Here is a 22,218-nt window from a genome sequence, read left to right on the forward strand (position 1 = left end):
TTCCCTGATTTTCTGCCTAGGCCACGAAATACTTTGCCGCCGGGTGGTGGACCACAATTGCGGACGTAGACTGTTCCGGTTCCAGCAGAAACCCGGTGGTGAGGCGGACGCCGATCGCTTCCTCGGGATGAAGCAGCGCGAAGAGCTTGGTCTGGTCTTCTAGGTTCGGGCACGCAGGATAGCCGAACGAATACCGCGATCCGCGATATTTCTGGTGGAAGAGATCGCGAATTTCCGGCGAGTCCTCGCCCGCAATGCCTAACTCCTGCCGCATGCGCTTGTGATGCAGCTCGGCCAGGGCCTCCGCGGTCTCCACGCTGAGCCCATGCAGGTAAAGATATTTGGTGTACTCGCCGGACTCGAAGAGCTTCTTGGTTTCCTCGGAAGCTTTGGAGCCGATGGTCACCAGAGTCAATCCTAAGACATCAAGCTTGCCCGAAGAGCGCGGCGCGAAGAAATCAGAGATGCAGAGCCGGCGACCTTCCTTTTGTCGTGGAAATGTAAACCGCAGCAGTTCTTTGCCAAGTTGCGTGGACCCCGCCCGTTCGGCTGAGCCGAGTTCAGCAGAGGGTTCGTACACCACCACATCGTTTCCCTCGCCCTGAGCAGGGAAGTAGCCATATACGGCACGCGGTTCAAATACGCCGCTGGCGATGACCTCTTCTTCCAGCTCTTTCAGAATCGGCCGGAATTTTTCTTCAACCAGACGAACATAATCCTGCTGGGATGCGGTCTTGAGCTGCCACTGGTTTTTAAACAGGGCGGTCTCATTGATGTATTGGAAAACCTCGCGCAAATCGTAGTCGCGGGCCACGCGCACGCCCCAGAACGGCGGCGTAGGAATATTGGGCGCATCGGTTACGACCGGACTCCGCTCAGTGCTGAGTTGCGAGAGCTGTGTCGTCGCTGCTCCTGCAGCGACAGCCTTGGCAAATTGCTTTACCGTCCGTCCCTCAGTTAGGCGCTGCTCACGGGCGCCGTTCTCCGCCACCAGGTCTTGCATGATGTGCAGGCCCCCGAAAGCGTCATCGGCGTAAAACACAGCATTCGAGTATTCGCGCCGCAGATCATCTTCCACGTATTTGCGGGTCAGGGCGGCGCCACCGCAGATGACCGGATAAGCGAGCTTCTGCCGCTCGAGGTCCTGGATGACGTACTTCATCTCCAGCGTGGACTTCACCAGCAACCCGCTCAGCCCGATGGCATCGGCGTTGTGCTCCTGCGCCGACTTAATGATGTGGTCCGCGGCCTGCTTGATCCCCAGGTTCACCACGCGATAGCCGTTATTGCTGAGGATGATGTCCACCAGGTTTTTGCCAATATCGTGGACGTCGCCCTTCACGGTAGCCAGCACGATCGTACCCTTCTGCGAGCCCGCGGCTTTCTTCTCCATCTTGGGCTCCAAGTAGGCCACGGCCTGCTTCATCACCGAGGCTGAATCCAGCACCGACGGCAGCTGCATCTTGCGTGCGCCGAACAGCTCGCCCACGGTGCGCATTCCATCGAGCAGCACGTTATTGATCAGGTCCAGAGGCGTGTAGCTCTGCAACGCGTCTTCGAGAAGTTGTTCAAGGGTCCGCTTCGCTGCGCCCTCGCCGATCGCCTTTTCGCCGCGAATGATGGAGAACTTCAACTTATCTTCAAGGGAAAGCGTCTCGACCTTGGTCTCGTCCTCTTCTTCCTTTGCCCCGCCGCGCTGCGCAAAATGCGTCATGAAGTTGGCCAGAGGGTCGCCATTGGACGCGTCGCGGAAAATCAGCTTGCGCGCGAGTTCAATCTCTGCTTCCGGAATTTTGTACAGGGGATAGATTTTCGAATAATTAACTATGGCCATGTCGAGGCCATTGTTGACCGCCTCGTGCATGAAGACGCTGTTCAGCACCCGCCTTGCGAAGACGTCCAGGCCGAACGAAATGTTGCTGACCCCAAGAATGGTCTTTACTTCGGGCAGCTCCTGCTTAATTCGGTTCACCGCATTCAGCGTCTCGATGCCCGCGGTGCGATATTCCTCCTGGCCGGTGGAGATGGGCAGAGTAAGGGCGTCGAAAATCAGGTCCACCGGACGAATGCCATATTTCTTGGTCGCTAATTCGAAGATGCGCTTGGCGATAGCGACTTTTTTGTCCGCAGTCAGCGCCATGCCATCTTCGTCAATCGTGAGCGCGATTACCGCCGCGCCGTAGCGCTTGGCCATGGGCAGCACTTTGGATGTGCGCTTCTCGCCATCTTCCAGGTTGATGGAATTGATGATGGGCTTGCCGGGTACGCGTTTGAGCGCCTCTTCCACCACGTCCGCTTCCGTGCTGTCGATCAAAATGGGCGCCGGCACACGGGTAGCGACCTTCTCCAGGATGGTGGTGATGTAGCCCTTTTCGTCTTCGCCGACGATCGCGCAGCACAGGTCGAGCATGTGCGAACCCTCGCTGGCCAACTTCTTCGCCAGCGCGAGAATGTCGTCGTATTTTTCGCCGCGAACCAGATTGCGGAAAGTCTCCACCCGGGTGGTGGTGTTCATCTCTTCCGCAACAATGAGCGGCTTGGGATCGAGGTCCAGCGGCACCATGGTGTAGGCGCTGGCCGCAGCGGCCGTGGGCTTTGCCTCGCGTTTGGCCGGCTCCGCACCGGAGACCGCGTCCACTACCGCCTTCAAGTGCTCGGGCGTAGTGCCGCAGCAGCCGCCCACGATGCGCACCCCGTAATCGGTAACGAAGTGCTTATGGAACTCCGCCAGCTCTTCCGGCTTCAGCACGTACACCGCGTGTCCGCCCACGTTCTGCGGCAGGCCGGCATTGGGCAGCACCGATATGTGCTTGGGCGCGTTAACGCTCAGATAGCGCACCGCGTCGTTCATCTCGCGCGGCCCGGTGGCGCAATTCAACCCAATGGCATCCACATCAAAGGGCTCAAGGGTGGTGAGCGCGGCGCCGATTTCGGTGCCCAGCAGCATGGTGCCCGTCGCTTCAAGTGTTACTTGAACTGTGACCGGGAGCTTTTTGCCCGACTGCCGCAGCGCCTCGAACACTCCATAAAGCGCCGCTTTGGCCTGGAGCAAGTCCTGGCAGGTTTCCACCAGCAACACGTCCACGCCGCCCGCGATCAACGCGGCGGCTTGCTCGGCGTAGCCAGCGGCCATATCGTCAAAACGGATGTGGCCCAGTGATGGCAACTTAGTAGTCGGCCCTATCGAACCGGCTACGAAGCGCGGCTTGCCTTTTGATGAAAAGTCGGTTGCCACTTCGCGGGCGAGTCTGGCGGCGGTTTCGTTGATCTCGCGGACCTTGTCCTGCAGGTCATATTCCGCCAGCACGACGCGGGTCGCGCCGAATGTATTGGTCTCGACCACATCGCAACCCACGGCGAAGAAGCTGGCATGAATGTCGCGAATAATGTCCGGCCGGCTGAGGACGAGCAGTTCGTTGCAGCCTTCTTTTCCCCAAAAATCGTCCACCGACGGCTGGCGCACCTGGATATTGGTGCCCATGGCGCCGTCATAGACGACCACGCGTTCGCGCACGGTTTGGAGAAAATCTGCCATTTCTCAGAGCACCAATTCTGGTGCAACCACTAGAGTAGCCGAAAAGCCTTACCGCTGAGTACGCCGAGAACGCTAATCCAGCGGGTGATTTTGACCCCGCTTTCTCTGCGCCCTCTGCGTTGAAGATTTTAGATGATCACGTCCGGCTGTTCGCTTCGCATGGGAGGTGCGCCGGCTTCCACCTCCGCCTCGTTGAATATGGCGTTCGCGCCCATATGGGCGGGGAGGGGAGCCAGCATTTGCTCCTTGCGATACACCAGGCTGGTGGCGTTCAGGCTGGCGATCTGGAAGCCATGGCCGTGAGTGATGGCGTCGGTAGGACAGGCTTCCACGCAATAGCCGCAAAAAATGCAGCGGTTGTAATCAATGTTATAGACCTTGGCGTAGCGCTCGGCGCCGCTCACCCGATTGGTGGCAGTATTCTCGGCCGCTTCAATGTAAATACAGTTTGCCGGGCATGCGGCCGCGCACAAAAAACAGGCCACGCACTTCTCGAGCCCATTCTCATCGCGCTGCAGGACGTGCACGCCGCGATAGCGCTCCTGAAAAACCGCGCCCTTCAAGGGTCCGGGGCCATCGGGATAGTTTTCCACCAACGTGGGCGCGAACATCTCCCGCAGGGTGACGCTCATGCCCTTGGCAATAGCGGCGATGTCCTTAACGATGGCCATACAGGCAGTATAAATCTTACAGGAGTAACTTGCGCCCTCAGTACATGGTCACTATGATATGACCATAGTCATAACGGAGTAGTCATGAAGACGATGGGAGCGGCAGAATTTAAGGCGCGTTGCCTTAAAGTAATGGATGAAGTCCACAAAACTCAGGAGCCAGTCGTAATCACTAAGAAAGGTAGGCCGGTTGCAAAGTTAGTGCCCGCAAAGGTCGCACGTCGTGATGTTCTTGGCTCTCTTAAGGGCATAATTGAGATTGTCGGTGACATCGAAGCGCCTCTAGTACCGCCGGAAGATTGGAAGGCTCTGCGTTGATTCTTCTGGATACAAGTGTGCTAGTTTGGGCGGCAGCCGATCGGGAGCGCCTTTCCCGGTCAGCAGCAAGTGCGATCCGGCGGGCTCGAACCAGCGATGGGATAGCTATCTCGGCAATCAGCCTCTGGGAATTGGCTTTGCTATTTTCGCGCGGCCGGCTACGCCCGCGTGGCTCGATAGAAGATTCCGTGCAAATGGTGATCGATTCGGTAGGAGCGGTGGTGAAGCCGATAACGCCGGCGATTGCTGCTTTGGCCACTCAATTTGCGGAAGATTTTCCTCGTGATCCTCCAGATCGCATAATTGGAGCCACTGCCCGGGCGGAGGGACTCACCTTGATTACGCGAGACGAGAGGATCCGCTCCAGTTTACTGCTGAAGACACTTTGGTGACACAGGTGATGCAACCACACCCTATTCAATCCCGTACTCTTTCCACCGCTTCTCCACCATCGCCTTCGTCTGTTCGTCCATCAGGATCTCGTCTGGCCACGGACGCGTAAATCCTTCGCTGGCCCACTTGCGTGTGGCATCAATGCCCATTTTCGAGCCGTAGTTGGGCAGGCGGGAGGCGTGGTCAAGAGAGTCCACTGGCCCCAGCGTGAACTGAATATCGCGCTCCGGGTCGATGTGGTTTAACGCTTTCAGCACGACTTCGCGGGGATCCTGCACGTTGACGTCTTCGTCCACCACGATGATGCACTTAGTGAACATCGCCTGCCCGAGAGACCAGATGGCATGCATCACTTTGCGCGCCTGCCCCGGATAAGACTTGCGGATCGAGACAATCATCAGGTTGTGAAAAATCCCTTCGACTGGCAGGTTGATGTCCACCAGCTCGGGAATGGTCAGTCGCATGAGTGGCAGAAAAATTCGTTCCACGGCCTTGCCCATCCAGCCGTCTTCCATGGGCGGCTTGCCTACGATCGTGGTCGCGTAAATCGGGTCTTTGCGATGCGTGATGCAGGTGAGGTGAAAAACCGGGTACTCGTCTTCCAGGGAATAAAAACCGGTGTGGTCGCCGAACGGGCCCTCGGTGCGCAGCTCATCGAGATTCACGTAGCCTTCGAGAACATACTCCGCGGACGCGGGTACATCCAGATCAACAGTTTCGCATTTCACCAGCTCTACCGGTTTCTGCCGCAGAAACCCGGCAATCACAAACTCTTCCACCTCTGGTGGAGCAGGCACGATTGCCGAAAAAGTGAGCGCCGGCTCCGTGCCGATGGCCACGGCCACCTCCATCTTGCCCCGCGGCCGCTCGCCCTCTGGCAGCACTGAGCCGCCAGAAGATCGCGCCATGATGTCCACGGCTGCCGAGGATTTCGATTCTGGAGCTCCGGGAGTCGCGCCCGCAGCCGCCGCCCGCCGCAACGCCTGCCGGTAGTGCTCCGCGCCGATTTTCTGGCGCTGCCAGTGCATGCCCGCGGTGCGCTCGTCATAGACCTGCATGCGATACATGCCGACATTGCGCTTCCCGCTGACCGGGTCGCGGGTGATCACGCACGGTAGGGTAATAAAGCGCCCGGCGTCTTTGGGCCAGCACTTCAGCACCGGCAAGTCGAGCAGGGAAAACTTATCTTTAAGAAGTACTTCCTTGCAGGGACCGCTGGTGACAGTCTTGGGAAAAAATTTGCCCATGTCTGCCAGCATGGGCAGCATCTTTACTTTGTCGAGAAAACCCTGGGGTGTCTTTACGTCCATGAAGTGTCGAATGCGCTCCGCCACTTCATCGAGCGAGTCGACCCCCAGCGCCATGCACATGCGTCGTGCTGAGCCGAACTGGTTAATCAGCACCCGTGCCCCGGGATGGCCTTTGACGTTCTCGAACAGCAACGCGCGCCCTCCGGGCGCCGGCCGGGAGGCTTTGCTTACCCGGTCCGCAATCTCGGTGATTTCAAGAATAGGATCAACTTCGGCGCGAACCCGCTTCAACTCCCCGGCTTTGTCCAGGGTCGAAATCCAGTCACGTAGATCGTCAAGAGCCAAAAATCCTCCACGAAAGCGATTGATTATAAGCGAGCGGCAGCTCCGCCCAACTTTCGGTGCCCTATGCCGCATCCAAGCTCGTGAATATGGCAGATCCCAGGGAACAGTCGCATCTCCGCGCCCTCTCGCAGCTCACTCTTAACCGCCAGGAAGCTGGCTCTCCCGCTCTTACCCAGGCCTTTGAGCATGTTGCCAGATTGGATATGGCTGGCCGGGCCGAGTTGGTGTCTCTGGCAGATTCTCATCATGTATTGATCCGTGCGTTACAGACTTTGCAGGGCCTCGCCGCCGGTGCAGCCCATACCGAGCTCCTAAAGTGGGCCGCGGACTCGGTTGCCGCCGAGAATGCCCGTATTGACAACGCGTTACGGCATCTGGACGCCATCTGCCGCGAACTCGAGGCGGCACATTGCCAGGTCGTGGTGATGAAATCTCTCGATCACTGGCCGGATCTCGGCAATGACCTCGATCTTTTTACCTCAGCCAGCGAGCAGGCGGTTGTCGCCGTTATGCGCGAGAAGTTCAACGCCCACGTCGAGCCTCGCAGTTGGGGCGATCGTCTCGCCAACAAATGGAATTTCGCGGTGCCCGGTTTGCGAGAAGCCATTGAGGTGCATGCCCAGCGGCTCGGCCAGACTGGCGAACACACCGGGTTAGCCCAGCGCGTCATCGAACGCCGCACCAGTAAGCAGATCAATAGCTACCGTTTTCTGGTTCCCGCACCGGAAGAGCGGGTCATTATTGCCACTCTGCAGCGCATGTACCGGCACTTCTATTTCCGCATATGCGATGTGGTAGATACCGCTAACCTGGTGGAATCGGGAGCGCTCGACTATCCCGAACTGCGTCGTGCTTCTGAGATGGGCGGCATCTGGCCGGGCGTCGCAACCTTCCTGGTGATCGTCTCCGACTATGTGGAGGCGTATCGCGGCAAAGGCCTGCCACTTCCATCGGAAGTGCTGGCGTCGTCGAGATTCGGCGGAGACAAAATTACGGTGCGCAGCCGATTCCTGCGTTTTCCGCTGATGCCGGAGGGCGCCAGCTTATACACGCGACAAGTGACCAGTACCGCTCGCCGCGGGGACATTCCAGCGACATTGCGACTGAGTTTGCTACCACCATTGGCCTCCGCCGCCGCGCTCGCCTATCGGGTGACGGGCAGCGACAAAGGAATCTGGTAGCCCATCCCACAATAAATTCCCAAATCCTCGCACCGCTCTGGCACTCTATTAGGTATGCGACCGCGTGTCGTCATTACCGGAATGGGCGTGGTTAGCCCGAACGGAGTAGGGAAGCGAGCGTTCACAGCGGCCACTCTCGCCGGCACAAGCGGGGTGCGTCGCATATCGCGCTTTGATCCATCGGAAATCTCGGTGCACATCGCCGGCGAAGTAGCCGACTTTGACGAGCTCGCCTGGGTGGAAAAGCGCGAGCGCAAGCATGTGTCGCGGGTTTTGCCGCTGGCTCTCGCCGCCGCGACCGAGGCCGTTGCCGATGCTGGAATTGATCCGTCCGCTCTGACCACCTCCGAAAAGCGCCGTATTGCCGTGATTCTCGGCTCCGGCGGCGGGTCGCAGGAGTTTACCGAGGAACAGTACCGGCTCTTTCACAAGGGCGACTTCCGTCACATGAGCTTGTTCTGTGTTCCCACCGGAGTGATGGGAACGCTTTCCAGCGATGTCAGCATGCGTTTCGGCTTTCGCGGACCGAGCCACGTCATCACCACCGGCTGCACTTCTTCGACGGATGCTCTCGGTTACGCCATGCGGCAGATCCAATCAGGTGCCGCGCACACGGTACTCACAGGCGGAGCCGATGCTCCTATCGCGCTTGGCATTGTGAAAGGCTTCATCCTGATGCGCATTCTGACCTCGTCGTGGAACCACGAGCCGGAACGCGGGTCCCGGCCTTTCTCCGGCGATCGCGACGGATTCGTGCTGGCCGAAGGCGCGTGGATGTTCGTGCTCGAAGAATACGAGCACGCTTGCGCGCGGGGCGCTCACATCTATGCCGAGATCTCCGGATACGGCACCACCTGCGAGGCCTTCCACCGCGTGCGGCTTCAGGAATGCGGAGAAGAGCCGGCGCGAGCCATCGGAGTTGCCATGCGCGAAGCGGGCATAGGCGCGTCCGACATTCATTATGTGAACCTGCACGGGACTTCCACCGAACTGAATGATCGCGTGGAGACGCGAGCGCTGAAGTTGGCGCTCGGAGATCATGCAAGCTCAGTTCCGATGTCGTCGTTGAAATCGCAGATCGGGCACCCGCAGGGCGCAAGTGGCGCTGCAGGACTGGCGGCGACACTTGTTGCGATGGAAAGCGGCCGGCTACCGCCGACGATCAATCGCGAGCAACCTGATCCAGAATGCGATCTCGACTACGTGCCGGATGCCGGTCGCGCAGCAAACATCGAACACGCAATTTGCAACTGCATTGCCTTCGGGTCGAAGAACTCAGCGCTCATTGTGCGCAAAGTCGCGTAGAGCGGGGAACTACAACCACAGACCGATGGCATCGGCCATTTGTAAAGCTCACTAATTCTCTGTGTGCTCTGTGGTTATGATTGCGGTTCGCTGCGGCTTGCCTGCTGTTCGTACCACTGCAGAAATTTCCTGAACGCCTTCCCCCGGTGGCTGACTTTAGCCTTCTCCTCGGCTGAGAGTTCAGCGAAGGTCTTGCCCAATTCCACAAAATAAAACAGCGGATCGTAGCCAAACCCGCCCGAGCCGCGCAGCGCATGTAAGATCACACCCTCCGCCTCTCCTCGAAAAGTTGTCAGGGTAGAGCCATCGCGCGCTGCCGCAATCACGCAGACGAATCGTGCCTGGCGTTGGGCATCCGGTACAGGCGCCAACTCACGCAATAATCGGGCATTGTTCGCGGCATCGCTGCTATTTTCATCATTTTCACCGGCGGCGTACCGCGCCGAGCGCACACCGGGAGCACCTCCCAGCGCATCAACCTCGAGTCCAGAGTCATCCGCCAACACGATTTCTCGTGGAACAAGGCGGCTGTAGTGTTCGGCTTTCTTGCAGGCATTGGCCTGGAATGTGGTCCCATCTTCGACCACTTGGGGCAACGAGTCGAGACCGGGGACGGGTTGCACCTCGACACCATGCTCGGCAGCCGCCGCCGCAAAGTCGCGCAGCTTGCCGCAATTGGATGTAGCGATGAGAATGGGCTTACCTGTCGCCAAGAACTGATCATAATCGAACGCTGACTAAACAATTCGACTGCTCGCCGGAGACAGAATGCCCTTAACACCGTCTAATAGAACGCAACTCCGCGGAATTAGCAGGGTTGAAATTCGAAGGAGGAGAACATTATGTATCTGAAGTCGTTTATCCGCATGCTCCTGGCAATTGGGCTTCTCGCCCCCGCAATGGTATTGGCCCAAGAGGCCCCAGCTGAGAATTCCGAGTCTAACAACGCCCAAGCCATGCAGCATGAACATGGTGAAGGAAACTGCTTTAAGCAGGCTGGCATTTCCCAATCCACCATGGAACAGATCAAAGACCTGCACCAGAAAATGCATCAACAGGCGGTTGATGTCTGTCAGAACACCTCTCTTAGCGCGGACCAAAAGCGCGAGCAGCTTAAACAGCTCCACGAGCAGACCCACTCACAGACTATGTCGTTGTTGAGTCCTGAACAGCAGCAGAAAATCAAGCAGTGTCACGGCGGGAAAATGGAAGAACACGAAGGGAGAATGGCTGGCAAAGGGCATGGCATGCACGGTGATCCATGCGCCCACATCCTGGCCCATAAAGACAAAGACAAGGACCACGACCAGAAATAATCTCTAGACCTTAGGTGACCTTAACCGGCCTCCTATAGGGAGGCCGTTCCCTTTTACGGTCGAAAGTAACCAATCTAGTCAGCGTTTTGCGGGTTTGTTCTTCCTCTGATTCGCATACAATTAAGAGAGCTGCAGGTGGCCCAAGAGCGGGAACTCTGCATCTAAACCCCTGACGCTATCCAAGGAAGCAGCATGAATAAATTAGTGTTATGTGTGGCGCTGTTGAGTGCCACGGTTATTGGCGAGTCGAATGCTTGGGGCGCAGCCATGGGCTCCTCCACCCAGTCTGTGATCCCTGGCGAGGTGCAGCAGATCATTTCGGTTGACTATCGTGTCTTGCGCAATTCGCCTACAGCGCAAGCTCTCAAAGATCAGGTCCTTCCGCAGAACCTCAAACAGTTTGAAAGCTCGCTCAGAACCGTGGGCATCTACCCGGAGAAACAGTTGGAGAAGCTCACCTTTGCCTCGTTCCGCAGCGGAAAACAAGGCTTGAAGATGGTGGGCATCGCTGAAGGCCAGTTCACCGAGCGTGCGGTGCTGAAGAAATTCCGGCTGAAGAAAATCCGCCCCACAATGTACAACAGTTCTTCTCTGTATCCCATGGGTGAGGGCATGACCATGAGTTTCCTTGACCCCTCGACGTTGCTTTTCGGCGATAGCGTTGCTGTAAAGCAGGCCCTGGACTCGCGCGACGGTAATATCCCCAACCTGCAGAGCAATTCCGAAGTTGCGGACCTGATCGGGGGAGTTGAGTCAGAGCCGGTGTGGAGCGTGCTGGATTCCGCCGGTACGCAGACGATGATGCGATCCGCGCTCGGTCAGGCCGCACAACTGGCTGATTACAATGCGGTGAAGAAACGTCTCCTCGGTTCCCGCTACGTGATGAATTTTTCCAGCGGCGTGAACTTCGACCTCGACGTGCTTACTTCCGACTCCATGATGGCATCGACTCTCGCCAACGTCGTAAAGGCGGGCATGATGTACAGGAAAATGGGCGCCACCCCTACCGAGAAGCTGGCCATTGACAGTATGACGGTGGATTCCGACAGCTCCACCCTCAAGTTGCATTTCCGGACTGACGACAATCGCTTCCAGTCACTCCTGCATTCTGATTTGTTCGCCGCTGTATCGCGATAAAACCTACTAACTAAAAAGGACGGCCTGCAAGGGCCGTCCTTTCTGCTTGCCTGTTTCCGCTGCCGAAGGCTTACGCTGCCTTGTCGCGGATCGCACTCCGCACCTGGTTGCGGGTATCGTTATCAAAGTTTGTGAGGTTGTGTTTTTCACGTCCGTGACGCTCGATCTGAGGCATCAATTCGTCTTCCGACCGTCCGCTTACCTGCCAGTTGCATTCTTTATGTCCCAGGTCTGCGCAGCGAAACGACTTCTGGTTGCTCGTGCTCTCTTGTGCCATAAAAATACCTCCGGGTTTGAATTCCCTGTAATTGTCGCGTAAATCCAGAGCCGATTGGGCCGAAATCGAAAGCTGCTGCCTTCAGGTTAAAAACACGTCAACGGCGGGAGTTAAGGGCGCAGTGGGGGTACGAACTTCAGTGCTTCTCGCCGGCTGCACGGGACTTGCGGCGCTCCCGGACCCAGCCCGGCTTGGTGACCTGGCGCGCACGGCCGATAGCGAGAGCTTCGTCCGGAACATCGTCTGTGACACATGAAGCTGCGCCCACGTAAGCGCCTTTTCCGATTTTTACCGGCGCCACCAGCGTGGCGTCGCTGCCAATGAAAGCACCGTCTTCGATGATGGTTTCGTGTTTGTGCACGCCATCGTAGTTGCAGGTGATGGTGCCCGCACCTACGTTCACCCCATCACCAATTTGTGCGTCGCCCAAATAGGTGAGATGGTTGGCCTTCGAACCTTTGCCTAACCTGACTTTTTTTGTCTCTACAAAGTTTCCGACGTGCGCTCCCTCGCCAATTTCGCTGGCTGGCCGGAGATGAGAGTACGGGCCGATAATCGCGCTCGCCCCCACTCGAGCCTCGTCCATGATGCTTCCCGGACGGACCAGCACACGGTCACCAACTTCGGAGTTGTTGATCACGCTATACGAGCGGATCCGCGATTCTTCTCCAATGCGCGTCTTGCCGAGCAATTGGACGAAAGGCTCGATTATCGTGTCCGCTCCCACCGTCACGTCAGAATCAATGATGCAGGTCTCAGGGCGATAAATGGTCACACCCTCTACCATCAGCTCGATGCACTTACGACGCCGCAGCTCGGCATCTACATCGCTCAAGTAAACCCGGGTGTTGCAGCCCAGCACTTCGTGCGCATCCTCGGTTTTGACGGAGACTACTTTCTGCTTTGCCTGGGCGAGGATGGCGGCCATATCTGTGAGGTAGTACTCACGGTGGGCATTGTTGGTACTGAGCAAGCCGATATGCTGGAAGAGAGGCTTTACAGCAAACGCGTAGAACCCGGCATTGATTTCCTTGAGAGATTTCTGCTTCGCCTTAAGGGCTTTTTCCTCGACGATTGCTTGAACCTGCTTGCTTCCTTGCTTATAAATTATGCGGCCGTAGCCATACGGACGGTCCAATACCGCTGTCAAAATAGTCATCGCGGCGCGCTCTTGCAGATGCTGATCACGCAGTTTTTTGATGGTTGCTGCGGAAATCAGAGGCGCATCGCCGGAAAGTACGATTACATGGTCGTACCCGGCAAGCGCGCTCTTTGAAACTATCAACGCGTGACCGGTGCCACGTTGTTCGGCCTGCAAGATGAATCCGATGCCGCTGCCCTGCATGGCTTGCTTTACCCGCTCAGCTTCGTGTCCCACGATGGCGTAAACGTCTTTCGCGGGCACAACTTTGGTAGCAGCAGTCACCACGTGCGCCAGCAACGGCTTGCCGCCAACCTCATGCAGCACCTTCGGGTGTCGTGACTTGAGTCGCGTACCTTTGCCCGCCGCCATGATGACCACAGCAAAGGTGGCCGAGTGCGAACGGTCGGCAGCTCCTGTAGTGCTTCTCTTGAGCGATTTCGGCATTGCTGGGTTCAATATATCGTAAGTGCTTTGTAGCGATACCCCGGTTCGTGCGTGGGCCCAGGCGCCCTCGCCTGGCTGGGGAACCATAAACCACGTGGGCACAGGCGCCCCCGCCTGGCTGGGGAACCATAAATCACGTGGGCACAGGCGCCCTCGCCTGTGCGGCCGAGCGCCAGCTCGGCAAGGTAGGGATCTCTCACTCCGTTTGTCGTCGTCAGAAATATTGTGCTGAGCTTCGCTCAGCCGCCCAGCCGAGGGCGGCTGGGCCTACGCAAGCTGATTTCATGGGAGCTTCTCCTCAACTACCTGTTGAGGGACTCACGTGGGCACGGGCGCCCCCGCCTGGCTGGGGAACCATAAATCACGTGGGCACAGGCGCCCCCGCCTGTGCGGGCGAGCGCCAGCTCGGCAAGGTAGGGATTTCTCACTCCGTTTGTCGTCGTCAGAAATACTGTGCTGAGCTTCGCTCAGCTGCCCAGCCGAGGGCGGCTGGGCCTACGCAAGCTGATTTCGTGGGATCTTCTCCTCTGTGCTACTGAACGCATACGCTGCCGTAGGTACCGGACGAAAGTAGCCCGCCGCTTGAGCTATCCCAGTTATCGCGGACTCACTACGAGGCCGGCGCTGCCGTAGCGGTCTCGCTGGGTTTCAGGGCAAGTCTCAACAGGTCTTGTGTCACCCGCTCCGAGGCATGACGGGCGACACCGTCGGACTCTTCGAGGTAATCGCCCAGAATGACCTTTACTCCTTCAGCCTCCACTCTCTCCACATCGCATTCGATCTGGCAGGCACGCTCCTTGGCATAGTTGGCAGCTACATCAGCAGAGACTTGTGTCTGGTTGATCAGGGCGTAGTCAAAGATTCGAGCGTGGGCGTGGCTATGAAGTATACGAACGTGGTCCGCGGCAGTTAGGTCGAGACTCTCGTTGGCTTGCGTCATCAAATTGCAAATGAAAATCTTCACCGCGGCAGAAGCCGATACTGCCTCCGGAATCCCATGCACCAGCAGGTTGGGCACAAGGCTGGTGAAAAGGGAACCCGGACCTATGGTGATCAAATCAGCGGTGGCGATTGCTTCGAGCGTTTGTGGCAGGGGGCGCGCATCCGCAGGCAGGAGCTGGACCTCGACGATCCGCCCGGTGCTGGCGGTAATCTTGGTCTCGCCCAGCACTCTTCGTCCATCGGCCATGACGGCTTCGAGTTGCACGTCAGAGGTGGTGGCGGGATAGATATGGCCACGCGTCGCCAGAATTTCCGATGAGCGTTTTACCGCCTCGGCGAAATCACCGGTGACCTCAGTAAGTGCGGTGAGGAAAAGATTCCCAAAGCTGTGACCGTTGAGTCCGGAGCCCGCCTGGAAGCGGTGCTGGAAAAGTCGTGAGAGCAGGGCCTCGTCTTCCGAAAGCGCGGCAATACAATTGCGGATATCGCCAGGGGGTAGAACGTTAAATTCCTTGCGCAACCGACCGCTCGAGCCGCCGTCGTCGCTTACGGTCACTACCGCGCACAGTTCTGCAATGGCTGCGTGTTGGTCGTCTGATACATGCCGCTTCAGTCCTTTCAGTAACCTGGAAAGCCCGGTGCCCCCGCCCATGGCTACCACGCGAAGTCCTCGCCCGCGAGAAACGGGCTGCGCTGGGTCTGATGGGTTAGGGGTCATTCGGCTACTTCGTTACCGTTCTTCTGAGGTGCTCGGCGGTGGAATTTCGCTTTCGGTCTCGGGGTATAACAGCTCGGTGAATCGAGGATCTTCCGACAAGTTCTGGAAGTCAGAATCATTGCGGGCCTGGAACCGCAAGCTGGCATTCAGCCGGATGGCCTCGTCCAAGTGCCGCAGTGAATCCTCATAGCGCCCGGTTAGGCAGGCAAGCGCGGCCAAGCCATAGTGCACAAAATCTGCCTTGGGCACTTGCTTAGACAGCTTCTCGAGGTGCTCTCGCGCAGCAATGTAATCCCCCAGGTTCATCAGCGAAATGGCGTAATCGTAGTGTTCTTCTGGGGTTTTAAAGGCTGCAGCCGTGCGCTCCAGGTGCTGATTGCACGTGTTTAGGTGCACTCCAGCGCGGTCTATTAGTTCGCGTACTCCGCTGCCCACCACCTTCTGGAAGGCAGCTTTGGCCTTCTCGAACTTGCGTTCCTGCAAGGAGCGGAGCCCCGCCTCATAACTTTGGACCGCCTGTGCAAAACGAGGATCTTCGGACAAGGAGTTCTTCGGTTTCACCGGGTGTGCCATGTGGAGGATACGTCCAGACTTACCTGTAAGTGTGTTATTTTCCGAGCGGTTAGGAGATAAACTCTTAACCTTCGCTGCGGGCTTTTTCTTCATTCCTTACCACCCCCAGCCCACCCGCCTCACAGCGGGAGTGCCGCCCTACCAGTTGCAGCAGGTTACCCTCAATAGCACAAAGCGTCAACCAGGGGACACCGGCCGATTCTTAGCATAGTGACCGGTGCAATTGCCTTAATTGAGTCACTTGATGGTAGTCATTTGGGCGTACATGCACTTCCAATCTCCGCCTCGCTTTACCCAGATCTCACCGCCCGTTACTTTTGCTTGCACGGTCTGCCCTTCTGCGGTTCCGCTGTATTCCGCCTTGTACGTCACCAGGCTGGCGCCAGGGCGATTGCTCTCACATCAAAGTCGCTCAGGTTGTAGCTGGCAACGTTGAATTGATCAATTTCGCCGACTTCTAATTTCTTGTCCTTCATTCCCATTCCATCTTCCTCGACTTCCCGGAAATCATCGGTAAGCAGGGCGGCGAAACCTTCTTTGTTTTTGTTCTTGTAGTCCTCCCATGCCTCGCGGACTTTGGCTTCTATAACGGAAGACGTCCCTGCACCTCGTACTGCTCTGGTCTGCTTCTTTATCTGTGCCGAGCTGGTTGCGGCCAGTAGAAGACACAGGACTGCGACGAATCCGGTTTTCATGATTGCTCCTTGGATTGGGTTACAGACTCAGCTTCTTCAGTTAAGAGCTGCGGCTTTCTTGACGTCAATCTGCTTCCACTCGCCCTTGATAATACCGGCGCGTATCTGGCGCGCAGTTTTGTGTTGCTTCACCATTTTGTAGCTGTAGTAGAGCTCTTGCAGGCAGGCAGAACAGTGCGCAGCGTGCTCTGACTCATAACAGCTGTGCAAACTGTTATGTCCCATGCGGTCGCAATAGCAATAACAGGGTTGCTGATAAATGGTGGCTGGAATTCTAGACGCCAGTTCATAGGCCCGGGTCTGAAATGGATATTCGAAAGCCGGGCCCAAGAGCTGATCTTTGGCCAAAATGGATGGTAGCTTCTGGCCTTTTTTCGGCGGTGCAGCGTTATAAGCCGGGACCTGGCCGACCGGGCTCTCCTCAGAATTCGAGTCCGCCCATTGCGCTGAGGTGGTCATGGCTACCAGGAACACAAAAATTGATGTCCAAATGCGTTTGTACATGGTGTGCTCGCAGATTCTATCTGGTTTCGGCGGACATCCAAAACACTCTGACGCGACCCATACTAGAATAGAAGCTGAATCATGGCTACCGAGCCGAATCCCCTGAATCACGTCACCCCGGCAGATGCTACCGTCTTGCCGGTTAAGCCGGAGGGTGCTCGCCGCTATACGTTAGTATCGGCCTGGTTACGAGACCTGATCATCTCCCTTGCCATTTCCGCATTCATCATCATTTTTCTCTACCAGCCGGTAAAAGTTGAGGGCACCAGCATGATGCCCGGACTGTTCGACCAGGAGCGCATCTTCATCAACAAATTTGTCTATCGGCTGGAACCCATCGGCCGTGGGGACATAGTTGTCTTCCGGTACCCCCGGGACACTACCAAGAGCTATATCAAGCGGGTGATCGGGACCGCTGGGGACCGCGTGCTGATTGAGCAGGGCAGAGTGTACGTCAATGGGCAGCAATTAGACGAAGCATACGTGCCGACTTTTTATGCCGATACCCGCTCCTATCCCGAAATCGTAGTGCCGCCACACTGCTACTTCCTGTTGGGCGATCATCGCACCATGTCGGATGACAGCCGCGACTTCGGGCCAGTGGACCAGCGCTACATCTACGGCAAGGCGGTGTTTGGCTATTGGCCCATTGATCGGGTGGGAACATTGCGCTGATGCCTGCTCCACCGATTCGGAACGCTGGTTAACAAGGAAAAATAATATCCACAGCACATCTCTCTTGGTTCCTGCCGCTCACACCTGTTAAAATCTGTGAAATCCACCTCCCGGAGAATGAATGCAGGCGATCCTGGCGCTGGAAGATGGTCGCATCTTCCGCGGCAAAGGCTACGGCGCGAACGCCGAATGTTACGGCGAAGTTGTTTTTAATACTTCCATCACCGGCTATCAGGAAATTTTCACCGATCCCTCTTACGCCGGCCAGATTGTAGTTCTCACTAACCCTGAAATCGGCAACTACGGCACCAACTCCGACGATGTCGAGGCCAACCGTCCGTACATCGAAGGTTTGGTGGTGCGTGAGTTCTCGCGTGTCAGCTCCAATTGGCGATCGCAGGAAGTTGCCGAGCAATATCTGGAGCGCTTTAAGATCCCGGTGCTGGCGGAAATTGACACTCGTGCTCTCGTGCGTCACTTGCGGGATAACGGGGTAATGCGCGGCATTATCTCGTCACTTGAAACCGATACAGCGAAGTTGATCGCGAAAGCCCGGTCCATTCCAAAGATGGACGGAACCGACCTGGCGAGAGTAGTCAGCACCAAGCAGCGCTACGTGTGGGAGGTTGGCGAGCGATCACACGAGCCGACGGAAGTGGTCGGCGTAAAAGATGAGCCCCCGCGTTTCCACGTAGTAGCTTATGACTACGGCATCAAGCACAACATTCTGCGGAAGCTGCGTGCCGAGCGTTGCAGGGTCACCGTCGTCCCCGCGGAAACGCCTGCGGAAGACGTGCTCAGCCTAAAGCCGGACGGAATTTTTCTTTCAAACGGCCCCGGCGACCCCCAGCCCTGCACCTACGCGCACGAGAACATTCGTCGGCTGATGGGCAAAGTCCCCGTATTCGGCATCTGCCTTGGACATCAGCTGCTCGGGCTCGCGCTGGGTGGCAAGACCTACAAGCTCAAGTTCGGCCACCACGGCGGAAACCACCCGGTCAAGCAGCTTCATAGCGGCAAAGTCGAGATCACCGCGCACAACCACAATTTTGCCGTCGATCCCGACAGCCTGCCGCAAAGTGAGGTCGAGCTGACCCATATCGACCTGAACGACAACACGCTCGAGGGCATGCGTCACAGAAACCTGCCGGTGTTTAGTGTTCAATATCACCCGGAGGCTTCGCCCGGCCCGCACGATTCGCATTACCTGTTCAAGGATTTTGTGAAGATGATGGAGGAGTGGAACGGTCAGAGCAGTGTCTAACTTATGTGCTTATGGTCGAATATCTCGATTTCACAGACACTGGCGCTACTGGTGATGTGCACGACTGCATCTCTAGCACAACAATCCCCTCTATGTGGCGGGGTGGGGCTGGAGCCCTGCCCTTGTGACACTGAATCGGTTGAGCCGAATTTGAAAATCGACAAAGCAGTCCACCTATTTGGACGAATGAAGGATCAGAGCAAGGCTGATTTCAAAGACTCAAAGCTCGAGCTCCGGAAGCGGGAATCACGAGGCTATCGGACTCTTTCAACTACGCACACCGATGGTGAAGGACGTTTTGATTTCGGATTAGCTAGGGCGGGAACGTATCGCTTGTTAATAATGAGCAGGGCATGGCTCCAGCCGGAGCATATCGAGTGCGGCGAACCCGCGTGCGAACTAGATTTGATACTGACTGCTGCTCCGACCGATTTGCTATATGCGCATTGTCCGGTGCGGTGACGATCTTGAGAGGGTGCTTTTTGACGCGACTGAGAACTGAGAACTGCCAACTGAGAACTGCTCTTCATGCCTCGACGCAATGACATCTCGAAGATTCTGATTATCGGCTCCGGGCCGATCATCATCGGCCAATCGGCGGAGTTCGATTACTCGGGCACGCAGGCCTGCAAAGCGCTGAAGGCCGAAGGATACGAGGTGGTGCTGGCGAATTCGAATCCTGCCACCATCATGACCGATCCCGAGATTGCCGACCGCACGTACATCGAGCCGCTCAGTCGCACCTATCTGGAAGAGATCATCAGGGTCGAATCGGAAATGTGCGATGGTCGCGGCTTTGCGTTGTTGCCGACAGTTGGCGGTCAGACTGCTCTGAACCTGGCGGTCGAACTGGCGGATGCCGCGGTGCTCGAAAAATACAACGTGCAGCTCATCGGCGCAAAAATTGACGCCATTAAAAAGGCCGAAGACCGGCTGTTCTTCAAAGACGCCATGCAGCGCATCGGCCTCGATGTGCCCAAATCCAAGCTGGTCAATAATCTTAAAGACGGCCTCGATTTCGCCGGGCAGATCGGCTTTCCGGTGATTATCCGGCCTTCGTTCACATTGGGTGGCACCGGCGGCGGTCTCGCCTACAACCGCGAAGAGTTGTTGCAAATTCTCGCTCGCGGCCTCGATCTCTCGCCTGTACACGAAGTCCTCATCGAAGAGTCCGTCCTGGGCTGGAAAGAGTACGAGCTCGAGGTCATGCGTGACCTGGCGGACAACGTAATCATTATCTGCTCCATCGAGAATTTTGATCCCATGGGAGTGCACACTGGTGATTCCATCACGGTCGCGCCTGCCCAGACGCTCACCGACCGCGAATACCAGGTGATGCGTGACTCCGCCATTGCGGTGATTCGCGAAGTAGGCGTCGAAACTGGTGGTTCGAACATTCAGTTTGCGGTCCACCCTGAAACCGGCCGCCAGGTGGTCATTGAAATGAATCCGCGTGTCTCGCGCTCCTCGGCGCTGGCATCAAAGGCCACAGGGTTCCCGATCGCGAAGATTGCCGCCAAGCTGGCTATCGGTTATACCCTCGACGAAATTCGCAATGACATCACGCGCAAGACACCGGCATGCTTCGAGCCTACGCTCGATTACGTAGTCGTAAAAATTCCTAAGTGGCAGTTCGAAAAATTCCCCGGCGTGGACGAAAACCTCGGCCCGCAGATGAAGTCAGTTGGCGAAGTAATGGCCATCGGCCGCACTTTTAAAGAAGCGCTGCTCAAAGCCGTACGCGCGCTTGATACCGGCAAGCGCATTGGCTCGGAGCAGATTGAACCGCGAATCCTCACCCAACGCTTAGTCACGCCGCATCCCGAGCGTCTCGCTTACATCCGCTACGCGCTGCGCCAGGGCCACACCGTCAAGCAGATCGCGAAGATGACCTCGATTGACCCCTGGTTCCTCTATCAGCTCAAAGAGATCAACGACATGCAATCGGAGCTGGAGAAATCTGCGCCTGATCTGACGCCGCCTGAGCTGATCCGCGATGCCAAGCGCATGGGCTTCTCCGATGGCCGCCTGGCAAATATCTGGCGCATGGATCGCGGTCGCGCCAGCGCGGAGAAGGTCCGCCAGATGCGCAAGCAGCTTGGCATCGCGCCGGTTTACAAGCGTGTGGACACTTGTGCCGCCGAGTTTGAGAGCTTCACGCCCTATCTCTACTCGACCTATGAAGAAGAAGACGAGGCCACGCCGAGCAAGCAGAAGAAGGTGATCATCCTCGGGAGTGGTCCGAACCGTATAGGGCAGGGAATTGAATTCGATTACTGCTGCTGCCATGCGGCGTTCGCACTGCGCGAGGACGGTTACGAAACCGTGATGGTGAACTGCAACCCGGAGACGGTTTCCACCGACTACGACACCAGCGATCGTCTGTTCTTCGAGCCGCTCACGCTGGAAGATGTTTTCGCAATCTACGAGCACGAAGCTTCGACCGGCGCGTCAATCGGCGTCATCGTGCAGTTCGGCGGGCAGACTCCCCTCAACCTGGCCCTGCCGCTCAAGGCCGCAGGCGTGCCCATCATCGGAACGTCACCCGAGTCGATCGATCTCGCAGAAGACCGCAAGCGGTTTGGAAAGCTGCTGGAAGAGCTGGAGATTCCACAACCTCCCGGCGGCATGGCAACTTCGGTTGAGGAAGCGCTGACCGCTGCGAATGCAGTGGGCTATCCAGTGCTGGTGCGTCCTTCTTATGTGCTCGGCGGCCGCGCCATGGTGATCGCCTACGACGACGAATCGATAATCCGCTATATGAAGGAAGCGGTTGAATACTCGCAAGAGCGACCCGTCCTGATCGATCACTTCCTGGAAGACGCGATTGAAGTTGATGTGGACGCGCTCTCCGACGGCGAAGACGTGGTCATCGCCGGCATCATGCAGCACATCGAGGAAGCAGGCATCCACTCCGGCGATTCGTCGTGCGTGCTGCCGTCGGTAGACTTGGCTGCGGCGACCCTGGAGACGATTCGCGGCTACACGCGCAAGCTGGCGCTGGCGCTGAACGTGATTGGCCTGGCCAACCTGCAGTTCGCCATTCAGCGCAAGCCCGGGCAGCCGGACAAAGTATTCGTGATCGAAGTGAACCCGCGTGCCTCGCGCACCGTGCCCTATGTTTCAAAGGCGACGGGCGTGCCTCTGGCCAAAATTGCTTCGCGGCTGATGACGGGACGCCGGTTGCGCGAGTTCCTGGACGTGAGTGAAAAAGACTTGGGAACGGGAACGTATTACTACGTCAAGTCGCCGGTTTTTCCGTGGAGCAAATTCCCAGGGGTCGACACGGTGCTGGGCCCGGAGATGAAGTCCACGGGCGAAGTGATGGGCGTGGCAGACAACTTCGGCGAGGCCTTTGCCAAGGCGCAGCTCTCAGCGGGTCAGCAACTACCGCTGAAAGGGACGGTCTTCTTTAGTGTCAGTGATCGCGACAAGACAGGCCTGGTCAACCTGGCGCGGCAGTATGTCGAACTGGGCTTCCACCTGGTGGCGACGGAGGGCACGGCCAACGCCATCGAGAAGGCCGGCATG

At 57.3% G+C, this 22,218-nt stretch carries 19 protein-coding genes; 9 read left to right on the forward strand and 10 right to left on the reverse strand.

Annotated elements, in window-relative coordinates:
• Window positions 1-16: 16 nt before the first annotated feature.
• Both metH and nuoI read right to left on the reverse strand, forming a co-directional pair.
• Window positions 17-3,535, reverse strand: coding sequence for a methionine synthase (gene metH, locus VFA76_02835; protein HZR30776.1), 3,519 nt, complete (start codon window positions 3,533-3,535; stop codon window positions 17-19).
• A gap of 128 nt (window positions 3,536-3,663) precedes the next feature.
• Window positions 3,664-4,206, reverse strand: coding sequence for an NADH-quinone oxidoreductase subunit NuoI (gene nuoI, locus VFA76_02840; protein HZR30777.1), 543 nt, complete (start codon window positions 4,204-4,206; stop codon window positions 3,664-3,666).
• Window positions 4,207-4,290: 84 nt separating this feature from the next.
• On the opposite strand from nuoI, the gene VFA76_02845 reads away from it, so the two are divergent.
• Both VFA76_02845 and VFA76_02850 read left to right on the forward strand, forming a co-directional pair.
• A complete protein-coding gene (locus tag VFA76_02845; GenBank protein ID HZR30778.1) occupies window positions 4,291-4,524 on the forward strand; it encodes a type II toxin-antitoxin system Phd/YefM family antitoxin in 234 nt (77 codons plus the stop codon).
• A complete protein-coding gene (locus VFA76_02850) occupies window positions 4,521-4,916 on the forward strand; it encodes a type II toxin-antitoxin system VapC family toxin (GenBank protein HZR30779.1) in 396 nt (131 codons plus the stop codon). The genes VFA76_02845 and VFA76_02850 overlap by 4 nt, the downstream gene beginning before the upstream one ends.
• A 21-nt stretch (window positions 4,917-4,937) precedes the next feature.
• Here VFA76_02850 and VFA76_02855 read toward each other — a convergent pair whose 3' ends face one another.
• Window positions 4,938-6,512 carry a UbiD family decarboxylase gene (locus tag VFA76_02855; GenBank protein HZR30780.1) on the reverse strand — a complete coding sequence of 525 codons (1,575 nt, stop codon included), beginning with the start codon at window positions 6,510-6,512 and terminating at the stop codon, window positions 4,938-4,940.
• A gap of 86 nt (window positions 6,513-6,598) precedes the next feature.
• On the opposite strand from VFA76_02855, the gene VFA76_02860 reads away from it, so the two are divergent.
• Together VFA76_02860 and VFA76_02865 are read left to right on the forward strand one after the other, a co-directional pair.
• A complete protein-coding gene (locus tag VFA76_02860) occupies window positions 6,599-7,693 on the forward strand; it encodes a hypothetical protein (GenBank protein ID HZR30781.1) in 1,095 nt (364 codons plus the stop codon).
• Window positions 7,694-7,747: 54 nt separating this feature from the next.
• Complete coding sequence (locus VFA76_02865) at window positions 7,748-8,998, forward strand: beta-ketoacyl-[acyl-carrier-protein] synthase family protein (protein HZR30782.1); 1,251 nt, start codon at window positions 7,748-7,750, stop codon at window positions 8,996-8,998.
• 74 nt (window positions 8,999-9,072) lie between these two features.
• Here the strand turns inward: VFA76_02865 and rdgB are convergent, their stop codons facing one another.
• Window positions 9,073-9,711 carry an RdgB/HAM1 family non-canonical purine NTP pyrophosphatase gene (gene rdgB, locus VFA76_02870; GenBank protein HZR30783.1) on the reverse strand — a complete coding sequence of 213 codons (639 nt, stop codon included), beginning with the start codon at window positions 9,709-9,711 and terminating at the stop codon, window positions 9,073-9,075.
• A 129-nt stretch (window positions 9,712-9,840) separates the two neighbouring features.
• Between rdgB and VFA76_02875 the strand changes: the two genes are divergently transcribed.
• Together VFA76_02875 and VFA76_02880 are read left to right on the forward strand one after the other, a co-directional pair.
• On the forward strand, window positions 9,841-10,314 hold the full coding sequence (locus VFA76_02875) for a hypothetical protein (GenBank protein HZR30784.1): 474 nt from the start codon (window positions 9,841-9,843) through the stop codon (window positions 10,312-10,314).
• A 192-nt stretch (window positions 10,315-10,506) separates the two neighbouring features.
• Complete coding sequence (locus VFA76_02880; GenBank protein ID HZR30785.1) at window positions 10,507-11,451, forward strand: hypothetical protein; 945 nt, start codon at window positions 10,507-10,509, stop codon at window positions 11,449-11,451.
• A gap of 70 nt (window positions 11,452-11,521) precedes the next feature.
• Here the strand turns inward: VFA76_02880 and VFA76_02885 are convergent, their stop codons facing one another.
• The 6 genes from VFA76_02885 to VFA76_02910 all read right to left on the reverse strand — a co-directional run bounded on the left by VFA76_02885 (window position 11,522) and on the right by VFA76_02910 (window position 16,748).
• A complete protein-coding gene (locus VFA76_02885; GenBank protein HZR30786.1) occupies window positions 11,522-11,728 on the reverse strand; it encodes a DUF1059 domain-containing protein in 207 nt (68 codons plus the stop codon).
• Window positions 11,729-11,864: 136 nt separating this feature from the next.
• Window positions 11,865-13,316, reverse strand: coding sequence for a bifunctional UDP-N-acetylglucosamine diphosphorylase/glucosamine-1-phosphate N-acetyltransferase GlmU (gene glmU, locus VFA76_02890; GenBank protein ID HZR30787.1), 1,452 nt, complete (start codon window positions 13,314-13,316; stop codon window positions 11,865-11,867).
• 610 nt (window positions 13,317-13,926) lie between these two features.
• Entirely contained in the window at window positions 13,927-14,976 is a 1,050-nt protein-coding gene (yvcK, locus tag VFA76_02895; protein ID HZR30788.1) for a uridine diphosphate-N-acetylglucosamine-binding protein YvcK, read from the reverse strand.
• 12 nt (window positions 14,977-14,988) lie between these two features.
• The gene (locus VFA76_02900; GenBank protein HZR30789.1) at window positions 14,989-15,642 is read right to left on the reverse strand and encodes a hypothetical protein; all 654 of its coding nucleotides are present in this window, start codon (window positions 15,640-15,642) and stop codon (window positions 14,989-14,991) included.
• Between the two features lie 275 nt (window positions 15,643-15,917).
• Complete coding sequence (locus VFA76_02905) at window positions 15,918-16,244, reverse strand: hypothetical protein (protein HZR30790.1); 327 nt, start codon at window positions 16,242-16,244, stop codon at window positions 15,918-15,920.
• Window positions 16,245-16,280: 36 nt separating this feature from the next.
• Window positions 16,281-16,748, reverse strand: coding sequence for a hypothetical protein (locus VFA76_02910; protein ID HZR30791.1), 468 nt, complete (start codon window positions 16,746-16,748; stop codon window positions 16,281-16,283).
• A gap of 81 nt (window positions 16,749-16,829) precedes the next feature.
• Here VFA76_02910 and lepB point away from each other — a divergent pair, with 81 nt between their 5' ends.
• The 3 genes from lepB to carB form a co-directional block, all read left to right on the forward strand.
• The gene (lepB, locus tag VFA76_02915) at window positions 16,830-17,423 is read left to right on the forward strand and encodes a signal peptidase I (GenBank protein HZR30792.1); all 594 of its coding nucleotides are present in this window, start codon (window positions 16,830-16,832) and stop codon (window positions 17,421-17,423) included.
• A gap of 121 nt (window positions 17,424-17,544) precedes the next feature.
• Window positions 17,545-18,687 (forward strand): glutamine-hydrolyzing carbamoyl-phosphate synthase small subunit, encoded by a 1,143-nt coding sequence (gene carA, locus VFA76_02920; GenBank protein ID HZR30793.1) that lies wholly within the window; start codon window positions 17,545-17,547, stop codon window positions 18,685-18,687.
• A 528-nt stretch (window positions 18,688-19,215) separates the two neighbouring features.
• Window positions 19,216-22,218, forward strand: a 3,003-nt coding sequence (carB, locus tag VFA76_02925) for a carbamoyl-phosphate synthase large subunit (GenBank protein ID HZR30794.1), incomplete at its 3' end; no start/stop codon positions are given.

This window comes from Terriglobales bacterium, from assembly GCA_035651655.1.
Classification (GTDB): Bacteria; Acidobacteriota; Terriglobia; order Terriglobales; family Acidobacteriaceae; genus DASRFG01.

Excerpts from the sequence above, each read along its gene's own strand:
- metH (HZR30776.1), bottom strand. The coding sequence starts at position 3,535 with ATGGCAGATTTTCTCCAAACCGTGCGCGAACGCGTGGTCGTCTATGAC.
- nuoI (HZR30777.1), bottom strand. The coding sequence starts at position 4,206 with ATGGCCATCGTTAAGGACATCGCCGCTATTGCCAAGGGCATGAGCGTC.
- VFA76_02845 (HZR30778.1), top strand. The coding sequence starts at position 4,291 with ATGAAGACGATGGGAGCGGCAGAATTTAAGGCGCGTTGCCTTAAAGTA.
- VFA76_02860 (HZR30781.1), top strand. The coding sequence starts at position 6,599 with ATGGCAGATCCCAGGGAACAGTCGCATCTCCGCGCCCTCTCGCAGCTC.
- VFA76_02865 (HZR30782.1), top strand. The coding sequence starts at position 7,748 with ATGCGACCGCGTGTCGTCATTACCGGAATGGGCGTGGTTAGCCCGAAC.
- VFA76_02875 (HZR30784.1), top strand. The coding sequence starts at position 9,841 with ATGTATCTGAAGTCGTTTATCCGCATGCTCCTGGCAATTGGGCTTCTC.
- VFA76_02880 (HZR30785.1), top strand. The coding sequence starts at position 10,507 with ATGAATAAATTAGTGTTATGTGTGGCGCTGTTGAGTGCCACGGTTATT.
- VFA76_02885 (HZR30786.1), bottom strand. The coding sequence starts at position 11,728 with ATGGCACAAGAGAGCACGAGCAACCAGAAGTCGTTTCGCTGCGCAGAC.
- glmU (HZR30787.1), bottom strand. The coding sequence starts at position 13,316 with ATGCCGAAATCGCTCAAGAGAAGCACTACAGGAGCTGCCGACCGTTCG.
- yvcK (HZR30788.1), bottom strand. The coding sequence starts at position 14,976 with ATGACCCCTAACCCATCAGACCCAGCGCAGCCCGTTTCTCGCGGGCGA.
- VFA76_02900 (HZR30789.1), bottom strand. The coding sequence starts at position 15,642 with ATGAAGAAAAAGCCCGCAGCGAAGGTTAAGAGTTTATCTCCTAACCGC.
- VFA76_02905 (HZR30790.1), bottom strand. The coding sequence starts at position 16,244 with ATGAAAACCGGATTCGTCGCAGTCCTGTGTCTTCTACTGGCCGCAACC.
- VFA76_02910 (HZR30791.1), bottom strand. The coding sequence starts at position 16,748 with ATGTACAAACGCATTTGGACATCAATTTTTGTGTTCCTGGTAGCCATG.
- lepB (HZR30792.1), top strand. The coding sequence starts at position 16,830 with ATGGCTACCGAGCCGAATCCCCTGAATCACGTCACCCCGGCAGATGCT.
- carA (HZR30793.1), top strand. The coding sequence starts at position 17,545 with ATGCAGGCGATCCTGGCGCTGGAAGATGGTCGCATCTTCCGCGGCAAA.